The 16,245-nt window shown below is 74.1% G+C and carries 15 protein-coding genes; 11 read left to right on the top strand and 4 right to left on the bottom strand.

The window, feature by feature from the left end:
* The first annotated feature begins 19 nt into the window (after positions 1-19).
* The 5 genes from AC3AQ1_RS06590 (at position 20) to AC3AQ1_RS06570 (ending at position 6,302) form a co-directional block, all read left to right on the top strand.
* Complete coding sequence (locus AC3AQ1_RS06590; RefSeq protein ID WP_108718327.1) at positions 20-496, top strand: hypothetical protein; 477 nt, start codon at positions 20-22, stop codon at positions 494-496.
* Positions 493-1,968, top strand: a complete 1,476-nt coding sequence (locus AC3AQ1_RS06585) for an RNB domain-containing ribonuclease (RefSeq protein ID WP_108718326.1) — start codon at positions 493-495, stop codon at positions 1,966-1,968. Before AC3AQ1_RS06590 ends, AC3AQ1_RS06585 begins: the two co-directional genes overlap by 4 nt.
* Before the next feature lie 338 nt (positions 1,969-2,306).
* On the top strand, positions 2,307-3,554 hold the full coding sequence (locus AC3AQ1_RS06580; protein WP_108718325.1) for a GNAT family N-acetyltransferase: 1,248 nt from the start codon (positions 2,307-2,309) through the stop codon (positions 3,552-3,554).
* A gap of 151 nt (positions 3,555-3,705) precedes the next feature.
* A complete protein-coding gene (locus AC3AQ1_RS06575) occupies positions 3,706-4,731 on the top strand; it encodes a nitroreductase family protein (protein ID WP_108718324.1) in 1,026 nt (341 codons plus the stop codon).
* Positions 4,728-6,302 carry a phenylacetate--CoA ligase family protein gene (locus AC3AQ1_RS06570; protein ID WP_108718323.1) on the top strand — a complete coding sequence of 525 codons (1,575 nt, stop codon included), beginning with the start codon at positions 4,728-4,730 and terminating at the stop codon, positions 6,300-6,302. The genes AC3AQ1_RS06575 and AC3AQ1_RS06570 overlap by 4 nt, the downstream gene beginning before the upstream one ends.
* Before the next feature lie 121 nt (positions 6,303-6,423).
* On the opposite strand, the gene purF is transcribed toward AC3AQ1_RS06570, so the two are convergent.
* On the bottom strand, positions 6,424-7,884 hold the full coding sequence (gene purF / locus AC3AQ1_RS06565; RefSeq protein WP_108718322.1) for an amidophosphoribosyltransferase: 1,461 nt from the start codon (positions 7,882-7,884) through the stop codon (positions 6,424-6,426).
* Between the two features lie 169 nt (positions 7,885-8,053).
* On the opposite strand from purF, the gene purM reads away from it, so the two are divergent.
* The gene (gene purM, locus AC3AQ1_RS06560) at positions 8,054-9,154 is read left to right on the top strand and encodes a phosphoribosylformylglycinamidine cyclo-ligase (protein WP_255421223.1); all 1,101 of its coding nucleotides are present in this window, start codon (positions 8,054-8,056) and stop codon (positions 9,152-9,154) included.
* 179 nt (positions 9,155-9,333) lie between these two features.
* Here the strand turns inward: purM and AC3AQ1_RS06555 are convergent, their stop codons facing one another.
* The 3 genes from AC3AQ1_RS06555 to AC3AQ1_RS06545 form a co-directional block, all read right to left on the bottom strand.
* On the bottom strand, positions 9,334-9,528 hold the full coding sequence (locus AC3AQ1_RS06555) for a DUF3073 domain-containing protein (RefSeq protein ID WP_108718320.1): 195 nt from the start codon (positions 9,526-9,528) through the stop codon (positions 9,334-9,336).
* A gap of 285 nt (positions 9,529-9,813) precedes the next feature.
* Positions 9,814-10,164 carry a DUF3618 domain-containing protein gene (locus AC3AQ1_RS06550; RefSeq protein WP_108718319.1) on the bottom strand — a complete coding sequence of 117 codons (351 nt, stop codon included), beginning with the start codon at positions 10,162-10,164 and terminating at the stop codon, positions 9,814-9,816.
* Complete coding sequence (locus tag AC3AQ1_RS06545) at positions 10,161-10,568, bottom strand: phage holin family protein (protein ID WP_108718318.1); 408 nt, start codon at positions 10,566-10,568, stop codon at positions 10,161-10,163. Before AC3AQ1_RS06545 ends, AC3AQ1_RS06550 begins: the two co-directional genes overlap by 4 nt.
* Before the next feature lie 85 nt (positions 10,569-10,653).
* On the opposite strand from AC3AQ1_RS06545, the gene AC3AQ1_RS06540 reads away from it, so the two are divergent.
* Genes AC3AQ1_RS06540 through AC3AQ1_RS06520 form a run of 5 tightly spaced genes read left to right on the top strand, consistent with a single transcriptional unit; the run spans position 10,654 to position 15,987 of the window.
* A complete protein-coding gene (locus AC3AQ1_RS06540; RefSeq protein WP_108718317.1) occupies positions 10,654-11,670 on the top strand; it encodes a 5'-3' exonuclease in 1,017 nt (338 codons plus the stop codon).
* Positions 11,671-11,679: 9 nt separating this feature from the next.
* The gene (gene mvk / locus AC3AQ1_RS06535; protein WP_108718316.1) at positions 11,680-12,621 is read left to right on the top strand and encodes a mevalonate kinase; all 942 of its coding nucleotides are present in this window, start codon (positions 11,680-11,682) and stop codon (positions 12,619-12,621) included.
* Positions 12,618-13,700 carry a diphosphomevalonate decarboxylase gene (mvaD, locus tag AC3AQ1_RS06530; protein WP_108718315.1) on the top strand — a complete coding sequence of 361 codons (1,083 nt, stop codon included), beginning with the start codon at positions 12,618-12,620 and terminating at the stop codon, positions 13,698-13,700. The genes mvk and mvaD overlap by 4 nt, the downstream gene beginning before the upstream one ends.
* On the top strand, positions 13,697-14,755 hold the full coding sequence (locus tag AC3AQ1_RS06525) for a phosphomevalonate kinase (protein ID WP_108718314.1): 1,059 nt from the start codon (positions 13,697-13,699) through the stop codon (positions 14,753-14,755). The genes mvaD and AC3AQ1_RS06525 overlap by 4 nt, the downstream gene beginning before the upstream one ends.
* On the top strand, positions 14,752-15,987 hold the full coding sequence (locus tag AC3AQ1_RS06520; RefSeq protein WP_108718313.1) for an alpha-hydroxy-acid oxidizing protein: 1,236 nt from the start codon (positions 14,752-14,754) through the stop codon (positions 15,985-15,987). The genes AC3AQ1_RS06525 and AC3AQ1_RS06520 overlap by 4 nt, the downstream gene beginning before the upstream one ends.
* Positions 15,988-16,245: the final 258 nt, after the last annotated feature.

Genomic DNA, 16,245 nt, shown 5'->3' with positions numbered 1-16,245 from the left:
TGCGGCTTAGGCTGACCGGGTGAGTGAGCAGCAGGCGCGCCCCGCAGGACCCGGCGACGACGCGGGCGAGAAGGACGAGCTCGCGGGCGTGGCGCACGAGGACGGCCCGATCGAGGTCGTCGCGCAGGTCGCCGACCCCACGCGCGTGCGCCGGGCGCCGCGGTTCGGGGCGTTCGTCTTCGTCGGGATCGCGCTCGCGTTCCTGCTCGCCGGCCTCCTGTCGTTCGTGCGCGACTCGTTCCTGCCGCCCGAGGAGGTCGCCGCCCGCGCGCTGGACTCGTGGGGCATCTTCTGGCTCCTGCTGCTCGGTCTGGGCGCGTTCTTCGCGCTGGCGAGCTTCGCCGTCGCCGTCTGGATCGATCACCGCAGCGTGCGGCGAGCCGAACGCGTGCGTGCGGCTGCGCCGTCGTCCGCTGCGACGCCTGACCCGACGCCCGCCGCGCCGCTCGCTCCGCCGACAGCTCCGCGCGCATCGACGCGCGAGTCAGAGGCATGACCCGCCGCTCCCCGCGGGCCGGCGCCGCCGCGGCCGCAGCCGCGTCCGGACTCGCCGCGCTGCGCGCCGAGGTCGGCGTCCCCGAGGGCCACGACCCCGCCGTGCTCGCCGAGGCGGAGGAGGCGGCGTCGCGCCCGATCGAGGACGGCCTCGAGCGCGCGGACCGCCGGGACCTCCCGCTCGTCACGCTCGACCCCGCGGGCTCGAAGGACCTCGACCAGGCGTTCCACCTCGCCGTCGACGGCTCCGGCTTCGTGGTCCACTACGCAATCGCCGACGTCGCCTCGTTCGTCACCCCGGGCGGTGCGCTCGACGCCGAGACGCACCGCCGCGGCGTCACCTACTACGGCCCGGACGGCCGGTTCGGGCTGCACCCGCCCGTGCTGTCCGAGGGCGCCGCGAGCCTGCTGCCCGAGGTGGACCGTCGGGCCGTCCTCTGGCGGATCCGGCTCGACGGCGACGGCGTGATCCGCGACGTCGACGTCGAGCGCGCGATCGTGCGCTCGCGCGCGCAGCTGGACTACGTCGGCGTGCAGGCGGCCCTCGACGCGGGCACCGCGGACGAGATGCTCACGCTGCTGCCTCGGGTAGGTGCGCTGCGCGCCGAGCTGCAGGTCCAGCGCGGCGGCGCGAGCCTCGACGTGCCGGACCAGGAGGTCGAGACGCACGACGAGCGCTACCGGCTCGTGTACCGCGCGGCGCTCCCGGTCGAGGAGGACAACGCGCAGCTGTCGCTGCTCACCGGCATCGTGGCGGCGCGGCTGCAGCGCGAGGCAGGCATCGGCCTGTGGCGCACGCTGCAGGCGGCGCGCGAGGAGGACGTCGCGCGCCTGCGTCGGGTCGCTCTCGGGCTCGGCCTCGACTGGCCGGCCGGCACCTCCTACGGGGCGTTCGCGCGCACGATCGACTCGCGCATCCCCGAGCACGCCGCGTTCGCGACCGAGGCCACGACGCTCTTCCGCGGCGCCGGTTACGTCGCGTTCGGCACGCCCGAGCACCCCGACGTGCCCGTCGGCGCGGCGCACTCGGCGATCGCGGCGGAGTACGCGCACGTCACGGCGCCGCTGCGCCGCCTCGTCGACAGGTACGGCACCGAGGTCGCGCTCGCGCAGGTGGCGGGCCGTCCCGTGCCCGAGTGGGTGGTGGCCGCGCTCGAGGCGCTGCCGGTCGAGATGGCCTCGGCCACGCAGCGCGCCGGCGCGTACGAGCGCGGCGGCCTCGACCTGCTCGAGGCGCTCATCATGGCGCCGCGCGTCGGCCGCACCTACGACGCGGTCGTGGTCGAGTCGACGCGGTCCAAGGAGGACGACGGCGAGGCTCGCGCCACCGTGCTGCTCACCTCGCCCGCGGTGCGGGCCCGCGTGGTGGGCCCGCGCGATCGCCTGCGGGCCGGGAGCCGCGTGCGCGTGACGGTGACCGCGGCCGACGTCGAGCGGCGCAGCGTGACGCTCGAGCTGGCCGACGCCGGCTGACCGTTCCACGCGAGCGGCACGGCTCGCGCTGGCCGACGCCGGCCGACCGGCCCGTCCCACTGGCAGCATGCGGCGGGTCGCTGGGTTGCCGCGTCGCCGGGTTGCCGGGTCGCTGTGGCGTCACGGTCGTAACGGGAGAGCGACTCGCCCTGACGGGAGAGCGACTCGCCGCCTCCACCCTGCCGGCCGCACGCCCGTGACCTGCGCAGACGCCGCTCGCCGTGACCGGATCGGGGCGTTCGGTCGCTGTGGCATCAGGCAGAGTCGCTGCGGCGTCACCCGGTCGGAACGCGAAAATCGTTGTCCCGCTCGCCGTCGCCGCGCCTAGCCTCGCCGACATGTCCAGCGACCTGTCCACCCCCGCGACGCCGCTCGCCGCGCCCCACGGCGAGCCTGCGCTCGACGGCGAGCCCGCGCCCCACGGCGAGCCCGCCTCCGAGGCCGCGCTCGCCGTCGTCGCGACCGCCTCGAAGGGGTCCGCCTCCGACGCGACCGACCTCGACGCGCGCCTCGAGCTGCGCCCGCTGCACGTCCCGGACACGCTCGACGGCGAGGACGCGGCCGACTTCCTGGCCATGGTCGAGGTCCGCAACGAGACCTACCGCCTCATCGCGGGGCACGACGACCTCGCCACCACGCCCGCTGTGCTCCTGCCGCACTACCGTCCCGATCCGCTCGAGACGCGCCTGGTGTGGGTCGTGCTGCTCGACGGCGTCGTCGTCGGCCGCGTCGGCCTGGACCTGCCGCACGAGGGCGAGGCCCGCGGCGGGTACTTCCTCATCGAGCTGCACCCGGACGTCTGGGGGCAAGGCATCGGCCGCCGGGCGATGCGCCTCGTCGAGGACGCCGCACGGGAGCACGGGCGCACCGTGCTCGAGACCTGGGTGCAGCACCCCGAGACCGGCGGTCCCCGGCTCGCTTCCCCGACCGGCTTCGGCTCGATCCCCGCCGAGGACCGCGGCGCCCGGTTCCTCCTCGCCCACGGCTTCACGCTCTCGCAGATCGAGCGGTACAGCGCGCTCGACCTCGCGACCTGCACCGACACCGTCGACGCCCTGCTCGCCGAGGCCGCGACCCACGCGAGCGACTACCGGCTCGTGAGCTGGACCGCCCCGACGCCGCCCGAGCACGTCACCGGGTATGCGTGGCTGAAGTCGCGGATGGCGACCGACACCCCGAACGCCGACCTCGAGGTGGTCGAGGAGGTGTGGGACGCCGACCGGGTCGCGCGGCACGACGCCCGCAACACCGAGGGTGGCCGCACGCTCCACGTGGTCGCGGCCCAGCACGTCGAGACCGGCGAGCTGTGCGCGTTCAACGAGCTCGTGACCGGTCCCGAGCCGGACGAGGTGACCCACCAGGAGGACACCCTGGTGCTGCGCGAGCACCGCGGACATCGGCTCGGGACGCTCGTGAAGTGCGAGAACCTGCGGCAGTGGCGGGAGATCGCACCGTGGTCGCGCCGCGTGACGACGTACAACGCCGAGGAGAACCGCCCGATGCTCGACATCAACGAGGCGATCGGCTTCGTCCCGCGCTCGTACGAGGGCGCCTGGAAGAAGGTGCTGGAGCCGCAGACGGCGTGAGTCCTGGCTGACACCGGCTGACACCTGGTTGAGATCGGCTGCCCGGGCTGCCCGGGCTGCCAAGCCGAGTGCGTGCCGGTCGGCGGGCCCGATGGCGCGCCGACCGTGGAGCCGACCGGGCACCCGGCGCCGGCCTGGGTAGGGTGCCACGATGCAGGCACCCTGGGACGACGTCCTCGCACAGGTGCGGCGCTACCCGTCGCCGCACAACTCCCAGCCGATGAAGGTCCGCGTGACGAGCCCGCACACGGCGGACGTGTTCTACGACCTCGACCGCGGTCTGCCCGCCGAGTCCTTCGGCATCCCGTTCGCGCACGTGTGCGCCGGGGTGTTCCTGCACGCCCTCGGTGTCGTCGCGGGCGCCCACGGCTGGCGGGTCGAGGAGGATCTCGACCTCACCCCGATGGACTTCGACGCCGCCGACCGCGCGCACCGGATCGGGACGGTCCGCCTCGTCGCCGGGGCGATCGACGCCGAGGCGGCGGCCGACGGCGAGGCGTTCGTTCGCCGTCGGACGTCCCGTCGGCCCTACGACGGCCGGCTCGTGGACGACGACGTCCTCGCGGGGGCCGCCACGATCGCGGCGGAGGCGGGGCACACGCTGGGCGTGACGGCCCAACCCGACGACGTGCGCGCGCTCGTGCGCATCAACCAGCGGACGCTGTTCGACGACCTGCGCAACGACGCCGTGCACGCCGAGATCCTGCAGTGGCTGCGCTACTCCGAGCGCGAGGCGGCGGCGACCGGCGACGGCCTGTCCGCGGCCACGATGCTCATGCCGGGCCGCGTGCTCCGGTTCGCGATGCGTCACCGCGGGCTGTGGGAGGCCCCGGTGATCGGGTCGCTCATCAAGGCCGTGTACCTGCGCACGATGCGCGGCGTGCCGCAGCTCGCGTGGCTCACCGGACCGTTCGCCGACGAGCGCGACTACCTCGAGGCCGGTCGGACGTTCCTGCGGATCTGGCTCCACCTCGAGCGCAGCGGCGTGGTGCTGCACCCGCTGGGCACCGTCATCACGAACCCGACGTCGCACGCGGCGCTCGTGGAGCGGCTGGGAATCAGGGAGGAGAACGGCGAGATGGCCTGGATGCTCGTGCGGATCGGGTACTCACCGCGGCCGCCGCTGGCACACCGGCGCGACGTCGCGGAGATGCTGCTCCCGGGGGAGACGTCGTGAAGCGCCTGCTGCTCTTCGCGTTCATCGCCGTGCAGGACGCCGTGGTCTGGGCGCTCGCGCGCCGCGTGAGCACGCACAAGATCCTCCTCGCGCCGGGAATCGAGCCGCTGCGCTGGCGGCTCGGGCGGTGGCGCGCCGCGCGGACGTTCGAGCTCGCGGTGCGCAGGGTGCCCGCGTACCGCGCGTTCCTCGCCGAGCAGGGGGCGAGCGACCGCCTCGACCTGAGCGACGGCGTCGCCCACGCGCTCGAGCAGGTGCCGCCGATGGACAAGGCGAGCTACATCAAGCGCTGGTCCGTCGCGGAGCGCTCGCTCGGCGGGCGCCTGCCGCGGCGCGGCGTGGTGGTCGACGAGTCCTCGGGTAGCTCGGGCACGCCGACGAGCTGGGTGCGCGGCCCGGACGAGCGCCTCGCGACGCGTATGCTTCTGCAGGTCGGGTTCTCGCGCACCGCGAAGGATCTGCGTCGCCAGCCGTTCGTGCTCAACGCGTTCTCGCTCGGAGCGTGGGCCACGGGGATGAACGTCACGTCGTCCCTCACCGAGATCACGATGATCAAGTCGGTGGGTCCCGACCGCGAGAAGATCATCGCCACGATGCGGGAGTTCGGCCCCGACTACACCTACATCGTCATGGGGTATCCGCCCTTCCTCAAGGCGCTGTTCGACGACCCGCGGCTGGAGTGGGGGCGGTACGACGTCGTGGCGGCCTTCGGTGGCGAGGGCATCAGCGAGGGGATGCGACGACGGATCCTCGCGCACACCCACCGGGTGTTCGGGTCCTACGGCGCGTCCGACCTCGAGATCAACATCGCCCTCGAGACCGACTTCACGATCGCGCTGCGTCAGGCGATCGACGCCGACCCGGCGCTCGCGCGCGAGCTCACCAAGCGCGAGGAGTACGGCACGCTGCCGATGATCTTCCAGTTCAACCCGTACGACTACCTCATCGAGTCCACGCCCGACGGCGAGCTCCTCGTCACGATCACCCGCAAGCAGAACATCAACCCGCGAATCCGCTACAACATCCACGACCGCGGCCACGTGATGCGGCTGCGCGACCTGCGCCCGGTGCTGCGGCGCACGGGGCACACCGACGTCGAGCGCGAGAGGTTCCTCGACCTGCCGCTGCTGTTCCTCTACGGCCGGTCGGACATGTCTATCGACTACAACGGCGCGGTCCTCGCGCCCGACACCGTGCGCGACGTCGTGAACACCGACCCCGAGCTCGCGCGCCTCGTCGAGTCGCACCGGCTCATCGCGTTCGAGGACTCCGACGGCGACCGCCAGCTCCACCTGGCCCTGCAGCTCGTGCCGGACGCCGAGGTCATGCCGGCGCAGCGCGACGCGTGGCTTGCGTGGGTGCCGGACGAGCTGCGCCGCCTCAACGGCGACTTCCGCAACGCGGTGTGCACCGCGCCGCCGCACACGTGGCCGACGATCGCGTTCTACCCCTACCGCACCGGGCCGTTCACGTCCGACGGCGCGAAGCTCAAGAACGAGTACGTCTGGCAGCTCACCTCGGGCGAGCGGGCCGCGATCGAGCTGAACCTGGGGCACGTCGTCCGGCCGTAGCCGGCCGTGGCCCGCGGAAGCCTCGCGAGAGGCGAGCCCGACGGCGAGGCGTGGGTGCGCCGTCGGGCGTCACCGGGCGCACCGTGCGTTCGCCGGGCGACGCGCCTCAGGCAGGGCGAGCTCAGGAGCTCATGGTCTCCTCGACCCAGCGCAGGTACTCCTCGTCGACGCGGCCCGAGACGTAGCGGCCGTCGAAGCAGCTCATGTCCAGGTCCGTGACGGTGCTCTGCCCGGCGAGGATCGCGGACTTCATGTCCTCGACCTCCTGGTAGACGAGGTAGTCGGCGCCGAGCGCCTCGTTGGCCTCGGGGATCGTGCGGCCGTGCGCGATGAGCTCCGAGCGCGTGGGCATGTTGATCCCGTACACGTGCGGGTAGCGCACCGGGGGAGCGGCCGACGCGAACGTCACCCGCGCCGCACCGGTCTGCCGGGCCATCTCGACGATCTCGCGCGAGGTGGTGCCCCGCACGATGGAGTCGTCGACGATGAGGATCGACTTGCCGGCGAACTCCGAGGGCATCGCGTTGAGCTTCTGCCGCACCGACTTCGTGCGCTCCTTCTGGCCCGGCATGATGAACGTCCGGCCCACGTAGCGGTTCTTGTAGAACCCCTCGCGGTACTCCAGGCCGAGCCGCTGGGCGACCTGCATCGCGGCGGGGCGAGCCGAGTCGGGGATCGGCATCACGACGTCGATCGCGCCGCTCGGGGTGTACTGCGCGACGGTCTTGGCGAGGGCGTCGCCCAGGCGCAGTCGTGCCTCGTACACCGAGATGCCGTTCATCGTGGAGTCGGGACGCGCGAGGTACACGTACTCGAAGGAGCAGGGGATGAGGCGCGGTGCCGGGTGGCACTGCCGGGTCGTCATCTCCCCGCCCATCGTGATGAAGACGGCCTCGCCGGGCGCGACGTCGCGCACCTTGCGGTAGCCCGACGCCTCCGGCACGAGCGACTCCGAGGCGACGATCCAGTCCTCGCCGGTGAGCGTGGACTCGCGGCTGGCGAGCACGAGCGGCCGGATGCCGTTCGGGTCGCGGAACGCGAGCAGCCCGTAGCCCGCGATCATCGCGATCACCGCGTAGGAGCCCTCGATGCGCTCGTGCACGCGCTCGACGGCGTCGAACACCTGGTCCGGGTCGAGCTGGTTGCCCCGGATCACCTGCTGCAGCTCGGTGGCGAGCACATTGAGCAGCAGCTCGGTGTCCGAGTGCGTGTTCATGTGCCGGCGGTCGACGCCGAACAGGTCCTCGCGCAGCTCGCGCACGTTCGTGAGGTTCCCGTTGTGCACGAGCATGATCCCGTAGGGCGCGTTCACGTAGAACGGCTGGGACTCCTCCTCGGCGGAGGCCTTGCCCTGCGTCGCGTACCGCACGTGCCCGAGGCCCATGGTGCCCAGCAGGCGACGCATGTCTCGGGTGCGGTAGGCCTCGCGGACCTGGCCCTTGGACTTCACCTGGTGGAAGACGCTGCCCTCGGCGGTCGCGATCCCGGTGGAGTCCTGGCCGCGGTGCTGCAGGAGTCCGAGGCTGTCGTAGATGAGCTGGGCGACCGGCTCGGCCGAGACGGTTCCCACGATGCCGCACATGGGTGGGGGTGCTCCAGGGCGTTGGGGGGACGTGTGCCGGAGTCGATCCTCCCACGACGCGGCGCTGCTTCGCGCCCGATGCGTGTGCCCGGCGTCCCCGCCCGCCGGCTGCGGCCGCCCGCCGACATCCCCGCCCGCCGGCGGCGGCCGCCACGGTAGGTTGGCGGGCGTGAGCTCTCTGTACAGCGCGGCCGGGGTCGACGTCGAGGCGGGCGACAAGGCCGTCGAGCTGATGAAGGCGGCCGTGGCCCGGACGCACTCCGCGCGGGTGCTCGGCGGGGTCGGCGGTTTCGCCGGGCTCTGGGACGCCTCGGACCTGCTCACCTACACCCGTCCGCTGCTCGCGACGTCGACCGACGGCGTGGGCACCAAGGTCGCCCTCGCGCAGCGCCTGGACAAGCACGACACCATCGGCGTCGACCTCGTCGGCATGGTCGTCGACGACATCGTCGTCACCGGCGCCCGCCCGCTGTTCATGACCGACTACATCGCGTGCGGCAAGGTGGTGCCCGAGCGCATCGCGGCGATCGTCTCGGGCATCGCGCGTGGATGCGAGGAGACCGGCACGGCGCTCGTGGGCGGGGAGACCGCCGAGCACCCAGGTCTTCTCGAGCCCGAGGAGTACGACGTCGCGGGGGCCGCGACCGGCGTCGTCGAGGCCGGCAAGGTGCTCGGCCCGGAGCGGGTGCGCGACGGCGACGTCCTGCTCGCGATGGCGGCCTCCGGCGTCCACGCCAACGGCTACTCGCTCGTGCGGCACGTGCTCGCGAGCACCGGCTGGGACCTCTACGCCCACGACGACGACCTCGGCCGCACGCTCGGCGAGGAGCTGCTCGAGCCGACCCGGCTCTACACCCGACCCTGCCTCGACCTCGTCGAGGCCACGACGGTGCACGCGTTCACGCACGTCACGGGCGGTGGGCTGGCCTCCAACCTCGCGCGCGTGCTGCCGCCGGGGCTCGTGGCCGACGTCGACCGCGCCTCCTGGGTGCTTCCGCCCGTCTTCACGCTGCTCGCCCGCGGCGCGCAGGCCTGGCCGCACGAGCTCGAGGGCACCCTCAACCTCGGTGTCGGCATGGTGGCGATCCTCCCAGCGGCCTCGTTCGAGCGCGCGACGGCGTCGCTCGCCGCCGCGGGGATCGAGAGCTGGGAGCTGGGTCGCGTCCGCGTCGAGACGCCCGACGACGTCACCCACCACCCGATGGTGTCCGGCACCAAGGGCGTGCACGGAGGCGCCGTCGTGATGCACCGGGAGTACCGCACCGCGTGAGGTGCGGATGTCCCGCACGAGGTGCGGATGTCCCGCACGAGGTGCAGGCGGCGCGCCCCGTCGTGCGGGCGCGGAAGCACCGCCGTCTCGGGGCGCGAACGAACCGCCGCCCTGAGGCGTGCGAGGTGCCGCACCACGTGAGGTGAGGCGTGCTGTGGCGCCCCGATCGGGCGCCTCGCTCAGCGACTGCCGGCGGAGGCCCAGTCGTCCGTGTCGTCCTCGTCGTCGTCGTCCGCGTACGGGTCGACGAGACCGGTACCCGTCGGCGCGTGGCCGAGCTCGCGCTCGAGCGCGCGATAGTCGGTCTCCGGGCTGTAGTACTTCAGCTGCCGGGCGACCTTGGTCTGCTTTGCCTTCTGACGGCCGCGTCCCATGGACTCGACCCCCTCCACCTCGGGTGCCGGAGCAACATCGCGAACGTAGTCGCACCGGGGACTGTTTGTGTGCCGTGGACAAGGTTACATGGCGATGAGGACGCTCACCAAAGGACCGCGCCCGCACCGCGTGCGGGTGGCCGACGGCTTCCGGACCGCTGCCGGACGCGCCCCGACCGACGGATGCTCACCCGACGGACATCCGCCGGAGGGCCACCACCGAGCCAACGGCCGAGGAGCGCCGGATCTCATCGTGAGACCCGGTGTCCCGGGTCGTGAGAGGAGTCAGCGACCCCTGCGGGCGCCGAGCACGATGGCGGCGACGACCGCGGCGACGGCGCCCCCGACGATCGCGATCGTGCGGGGGTTGCCGGCCTTGACGTCGTCGACGACCGCAGTCGAGCGACCCTTGACGTCCTCGACGAGCGCGTTCGCCTTCTCCTTGGCCTGCTCGGCCTGCTCGGAGACGGTCGTGACGACCTTCTCCTTGGCCGCCTGGGCGTGGGCGCGCGGGTCGACGCGGTAGGCCAGCTGGTCGACGGTGCGACCGAGGTCGGCGCGGGTCGCCTCGAGCTCCGCCTGGATCTCCGCGGCGGAACGCTTGCGCGGCTTCTCGTCGTCCGTGGGGGTGCTCACTTGCCCAGCCCTTCCTTGATGCCGTCCTTGATGACGTCGACGTCGGTCTTGAGGTTGTCCTTGATCTCCGGCTTGACCTCGTTGCCCGCGTCGATCGACTTCTTGCCGATGAGGGCGAGCAGGCCGGCGATGAGCAGGAGGACCACGGCCACGATGAGGGCGGCCGCCCAGGCGGGCAGCACGAGCGCGAGCGCCAGCACCGCCGTCGCCACGAGCGTGGCGAACGCGAAGAACCCGAAGAACGCGGCTCCCGCGAACAGGCCGGCACCGATGCCGAACTTCTGGCCCTTCTCGGCGACCTGCGCCTTGAGCAGGTCGACCTCACCCTTCACGAGGTTGGACAGCTGCGTGGTGATCGTCGCCACCAGCTCGCCCAGGGTGGGCTGCAACGGGCTCTGGGTCATGGGGCCTCCTCCTCGTGGTGCTACCCGTAGCCTGGCACGTCCTGCCACCCGATGTCGTCGCCCACAGGGGTGGCACACTCGCCGCATGCCGGCTCGACACGGGACGCTCATGCTGCTGGACGCCGCCTCGTTGTACTTCCGCGCGTTCTACGGGGTCAAGGGCGACGTCTCCGCGCCGGACGGATCCCCCGTCGGCGCGATCCGCGGGTTCACGGACGCGCTCGCCTCGCTCCTCGTCTCCCGTCGCCCGAGTCGCGTCGTCGCCTGCTGGGACGACGACTGGCGCCCGGCCTTCCGCGTCGCGGCCATCCCCTCCTACAAGGCGCACCGCGTCGCCTCGGGTGCGGCGGGGGTGCGCGGGGAGGAGGAGGTGCCGGACGCGCTCGCACCGCAGGTGCCGGTCATCGCGGAGGTGCTGGCCGCCGTCGGGATCGCGCGGGTGGGCGCCCCGGGGTGCGAGGCGGACGACGTCATCGGCACGCTCACCACGCGCGCGGTCGCCGCGGGCGAGGTGAGCGCGGTCGAGATCGTCACCGGCGATCGCGACCTCTTCCAGCTCATCGACGACGGGCGTGACGGGGGCGAGGGGTCCGACGGCGAACGCACGCCCGCCGTTCGCGTCCTCTACACGGGGCGTGGGGTGCGCAACCTCGAGACGGTCGACGTCGCGCGCCTGGCCGAGAAGTACGGCGTCGCCTCGGGTGAGGCGTACGCCGCGCTCGCGACGCTGCGCGGGGACGCCTCCGACGGCCTGCCTGGTGTTCCGGGCGTGGGGGAGAAGACCGCGGCCGGACTGCTCGCGACCTACGGGACGCTCGACGGCGTGATCGCCGCCGCGCAGGATCCCGGCGAGCGTCGGCTCTCGCCCGGCGTGCGCAGCAAGCTGCTCGCGTCGCTGGACTATCTGGCGGTGGCGCCCGCCGTCGTGCGCGTGCTGCGCGACGCCGAGCTGCCCGAGCACCGCGACGCGCTCCCGCGCGAGCCGCGTGACCCCGAGACGCTCGACGCCCTCGCCGAACGGTGGGGGCTCACATCGAGCGTCGAGCGGCTCGTCGCGGCGCTGGCGACGGCGGCCGCGGGCCAGGGGCCGGTGGCGGGGTAGCGTTGCCGCGTGCTCAGGACGGGACGCGGTAAGGCGCACGCGAAGGTGATCCTGTTCGGTGAGCACGCCGTGGTCCACGGGGAGCCCGCCGTCGCGCTGCCGCTGGCCGAGCTGCCCGTCCGGGTGACGGCCGAGGCAGTTCCGGGTCCGTTGACGATCGCGTCCACCCCCTACACCGGTGTCCTGCACGAGGTGCCGGAGCTGCTCGACGCGCCCCGCGCCGTCGTGCTCGCGACGCTCGACCACGTGGGCCTGCCGCACGAGGGGATCCGGATCACGGTCGAGGGCGACGTGCCGCCCGCGCGCGGCCTCGGCTCGTCCGCCGCCGTCGCGGGCGCGCTCGTCCGGGCGCTCGCGGACCTCGCCGGGCGTGACCTCACCGAGGCGGAGTACCTCGACCTGGTGGCGGTGGGCGAGCGCGTGGCGCACGGCTCGCCGTCGGGCCTGGACGCCGCGGCGACCGCGGCCGCCGAGCCGGTGTGGTTCGAGGCGGGCGTCGCGCGCCGGCTGGCGACGCGGATGAGCGGCGTGCTCGTCGTCGCGGACTCGGGGGTCAAGGGCCGCACGCGGCACGCCGTCGCGTCGGTGCGCACGTTCCTCGAGCGCCGCCCCATGCGCTTCGCCGCGCTCATGACCGGGCTCGGTGCCCTCGCCCAGGGCGGCGCGCTCGACCTCACGGGTGACCGCCCCGAGGCGCTCGGGGAGAAGATGACGCAGGCGCAGGGCATGCTGCGCGAGCTCGGCGTCTCCAGCCCGGAGCTGGACCGTCTCGTCGATGCGGCGCTCGCCGCCGGCGCGCTCGGCGCGAAGCTCACCGGCGGCGGGCAGGGCGGCTGCATCATCGCGCTCGCCGCTGACGACGCCGCGGCGGACCGGATCGACCTCGCGCTGCGCGAGGCGGGCGCGATCGGCACGTGGCGGCACCGGATCGGGCCGGAGGATGACCGATGAGCGCCGAGCCGGGGGGAGTGACCGCCGTCGCGCACGCGAACATCGCGCTCGTGAAGTACTGGGGCAAGCGCGACTCCACCCTCATGCTTCCGGCGACGTCGTCCGTCTCGCTCACGCTCGACGCGTTCCGCACCACCACGCACGTGGAGCTTCTCGACGCGCCCGCCGGCCGCGACGAGGTGGTGCTCGACGGCGAGCCCCTCGCGGGTACGGCGCTCACGAAGGTCCTCGCCTTCCTTCACCTCGTCCGGAGTCAGGAGCCGCGGACGGCGACGGCGCAGGCCGCGCGCGTGACCTCGACCAACGAGGTGCCCACGGGCGCGGGCCTGGCGAGCTCGGCGTCGGCCTTCGCGGCGCTCGCGGGTGCGGCGGCCACGGCGTACGGCCTCGACCTGGGCCGGCGCGACCTGTCCCGGCTCGCGCGGCGGGGCTCGGGCTCGGCGTCGCGCTCGGTGTACGGCGGGTTCGTGGTCTGGCACGCGGGCGACCTCACCGATCCCGCCCGCGGCGACCTCACGTCCTACGCGGAGCCGCTGCCCACGGCGCCGGAGCTCGACGTCGCCATGGCCGTCGCCGTGCTGGACGCCGGGCCCAAGAAGATCGGCAGCCGCGAGGCGATGGCTGCCACGGTGGCCACCTCGCCCTACTTCCCGGCGTGGACCGAGCACACCGAGGCGGACGCCGCCGAGGCGGCGGATGCGATCGCGGCCGGCGACCTGCCGCGCCTCGGCGAGATCGCCGAGGCCAGCGCCATGCGGATGCACGCGACGATGCTCGCGGCGCGGCCGGCCGTGCGGTATCTCGCGGCCTCCTCGCTCGCGGTGCTCGACGCCGTGGCGGACCTGCGCGCGGCCGGCGTCGGAGCCTGGGCGACGATGGACGCCGGACCCAACGTGAAGGTGCTGTGTGAGGGGGCGGACCTCGACGTCGTCGCCGCGGGCCTGCGCGGGATCGTGCTGCCGGGCGGCGGTGCGCCGCACGTGCTGCTCGCCCGACCGGGGCCGGGACTGCGGATCGAGGCCTCGGCGGCGTTGCCGGCGGGCGTGCTCGCCTCCGGTGCCGCGGAGGAGCCCGCATGAGGCGGGTCGTGTCGTCCGCGCCCGGGAAGCTGTTCGTCGGTGGCGAGCACGCCGTGACCGACGCCGGTCAGCCCGCGGTGCTGGTCGCCGTCGACCGTCGCCTCGAGCTCACGCTCGCATCCTCCGACCGCACGCGCGGCCTGGACCAGGAGGGCCGGTACGTGCGCGCGGTAGCCGCGGTGATCGCGCACGTCGCGGCCGAGCGCGGGCGCGACGGCGGCCCGTACGCCGTCTCGACCCGCAGCACGCTCGTGGACCCCGCGGTGGGCGACGCGCCGGCGCGCAAGTACGGGCTGGGCTCGTCCGCGGCGGTGACGGTCGCGGCCGTGCGCGGCCTCGACGTGTGGCACGGCCTGGGCCTGACGCCGCAGGAGCAGCTCAAGGTCGCGCTGCTCGCGACGCTGCGGGTGAACCCGCGCGCGTCGGGCGCCGACGTCGCGACGAGCCTGCGCGGCGGGTGGGTGTCCTACTGCTCGCCGGACCGCGCGTGGGTGCACGCCCACGACGACGCCGACGACCCGGCGGCGACGGCGCGGCTCGTCCGGGCGGAGTGGCCGGGGCTTGCGAGCGCGTCGCTGCCCACGCCGACCTCGCTCGCGCTGCGGGTCGGCTGGACGGGCTCGCCCGCCTCGACGGTCTCGATCGTGTCGGCGGTGCGCGCCGTCGGGCTGACGCCGCAGTTCCTCGCCGCCTCTCGCGCGGGAGTGGACGCGCTGGTCGCGGCGGTCCAGGCGGACGACCCCGACGCCGCGCGGGACGCCGTGCGCACGATCCGCGCGGCGCTACGAGACCTGGGCTCCGCCGTCGGGGTCGGGATCGAGACGCCGCTGCTGACGGCGCTCGCCGACGCCGCGGAGGCGCACGGCTTCGCGGGCAAGTCCTCCGGCGCGGGCGGTGGCGACTGCGGGATCGCGGTGGGCGCCGCGGGCGACGAGCACGCCGTCGCGGGGCTCGAGGCCGCGTGGGCGGAGGCGGGGATCGTGCCGCTGCACCTCGCGGTGGACGCGGGTGCGTGGGTCGAGGACAGCGAGTCGGACGCCGAGGGGGACGCATGACGCAGCCGCACGGTCCGGGCGGGTCGGGAGCTTCGGGTGATGCCGGGACGGCGTCGGGCCTGGGCGCGCCGAGCGGCGCCCTCAGCGAGACGGCGCGCCGCAAGGACGACCACCTGCGCCTCGCGATGGCGCAGCACACCCCCGACCGGCCGCGCGACTACGACCATGTCACCTTCGTGCACCACGCGCTCGCGGGCGGCGCGTCGGACGCCGTGAGCCTGGCGTCGCCGGCGTTCGGCTGGCCCGTGCCGCTCTACGTGAGCGGCATGACCGGCGGCACCGAGCAGGCGACGCGCGTCAATCGAGGCCTCGGCGTGCTGGGCCGGGAGACCGGGCTGCCGGTCGCCGTCGGCTCGATGGGGATCGTGCTGCGCGAGCCGGAGACGGCCGCGAGCTTCACCGTGGTGCGCGAGGAGAACCCGGACGGGTTCGTGCTCGCGAACACGAACGCGAACGTGACCGGTGCGCAGGCGGCGCACCTCGTGGACGTGCTGGGCGCCGACGCGCTTCAGGTGCACCTCAACGCCCCGCAGGAGATCGCGATGCCCGAGGGCGACCGCGACTTCTCTCGGTGGGCGGACGCCGTCGCGGAGATCGTGGCCGCGGCCGGCGTGCCCGTCGTCGTGAAGGAGGTCGGCGCCGGGCTGTCGCGCGGGACGATCGCCGTGCTGCGCGACCTCGGGGTCGCGGCGGTCGACGTCGCCGGGCGCGGGGGCACCGACTTCGGCGCGATCGAGTCGGCGCGCCGACCCGAGGGCGAGCGTGCCTACCTCGCGGGGTGGGGCCAGTCGGCGGTCACGTCGCTGCTCGAGGCCGCCGGGCTCGACGGCGTGGGTCGCGCCTCGAGCGGCCTCGCGTCGGGGGTGGCTGGGGTCGCTGGGGTGGCTGGGTCGGCTGGTCCGGCTGGGTCGGCGGCGGTCGCGCTGCTCGCCTCGGGCGGGGTGCGGCACGCGCTCGACGTGGTGCGGGCGCTCGCGCTCGGCGCCGACGCCGTGGGAGTGGCCGGGACGTTCCTGCACACGCTGCTCGAGGACGGGCCCGACGCGCTCGTCGCGCTCGTGCAGCGCTGGCTGTCGGAGATCCGCGACCTCATGGCGCTGCTCGGCGCCGACGACGTCCCCGCGCTGCGGCGGACCGACGTGCTGCTGTCCGGCCCGGTGCGCGAGTACGCGGAGCTGCGCGGTCTCGACGTGACGGCCTACGCGCGGCGCAGCTCCTGGTCGCAGGTCTAGGGGAGGCGGTCCCGCGCCGCCCGGGTTGGTTTCGGCTGACCGGCGGCTCGCGCCTTTCGTCGCCCTCGCTCGCCGGCGCCGCCTCGTGTCTCGTCGCGCTCGGATTGTGTTCGACGGCGAGCGTGCGTGGCGATGTGCGACGGCGAGCGTGCGTGGGGGGCGCGTGTGGCGCGGTCTGTGCGGACGATTGCGGAGCCTTGCGCTCCGTTTGCGTCCGCGTTGATGGTGTCGTCCGCGTGCCTGGTCGCGCGTAGCGAT

The sequence above is a fragment of the Miniimonas sp. S16 genome (genome assembly GCF_057748195.1).
This window is presented reverse-complemented; position numbering and strand designations above follow the sequence as displayed.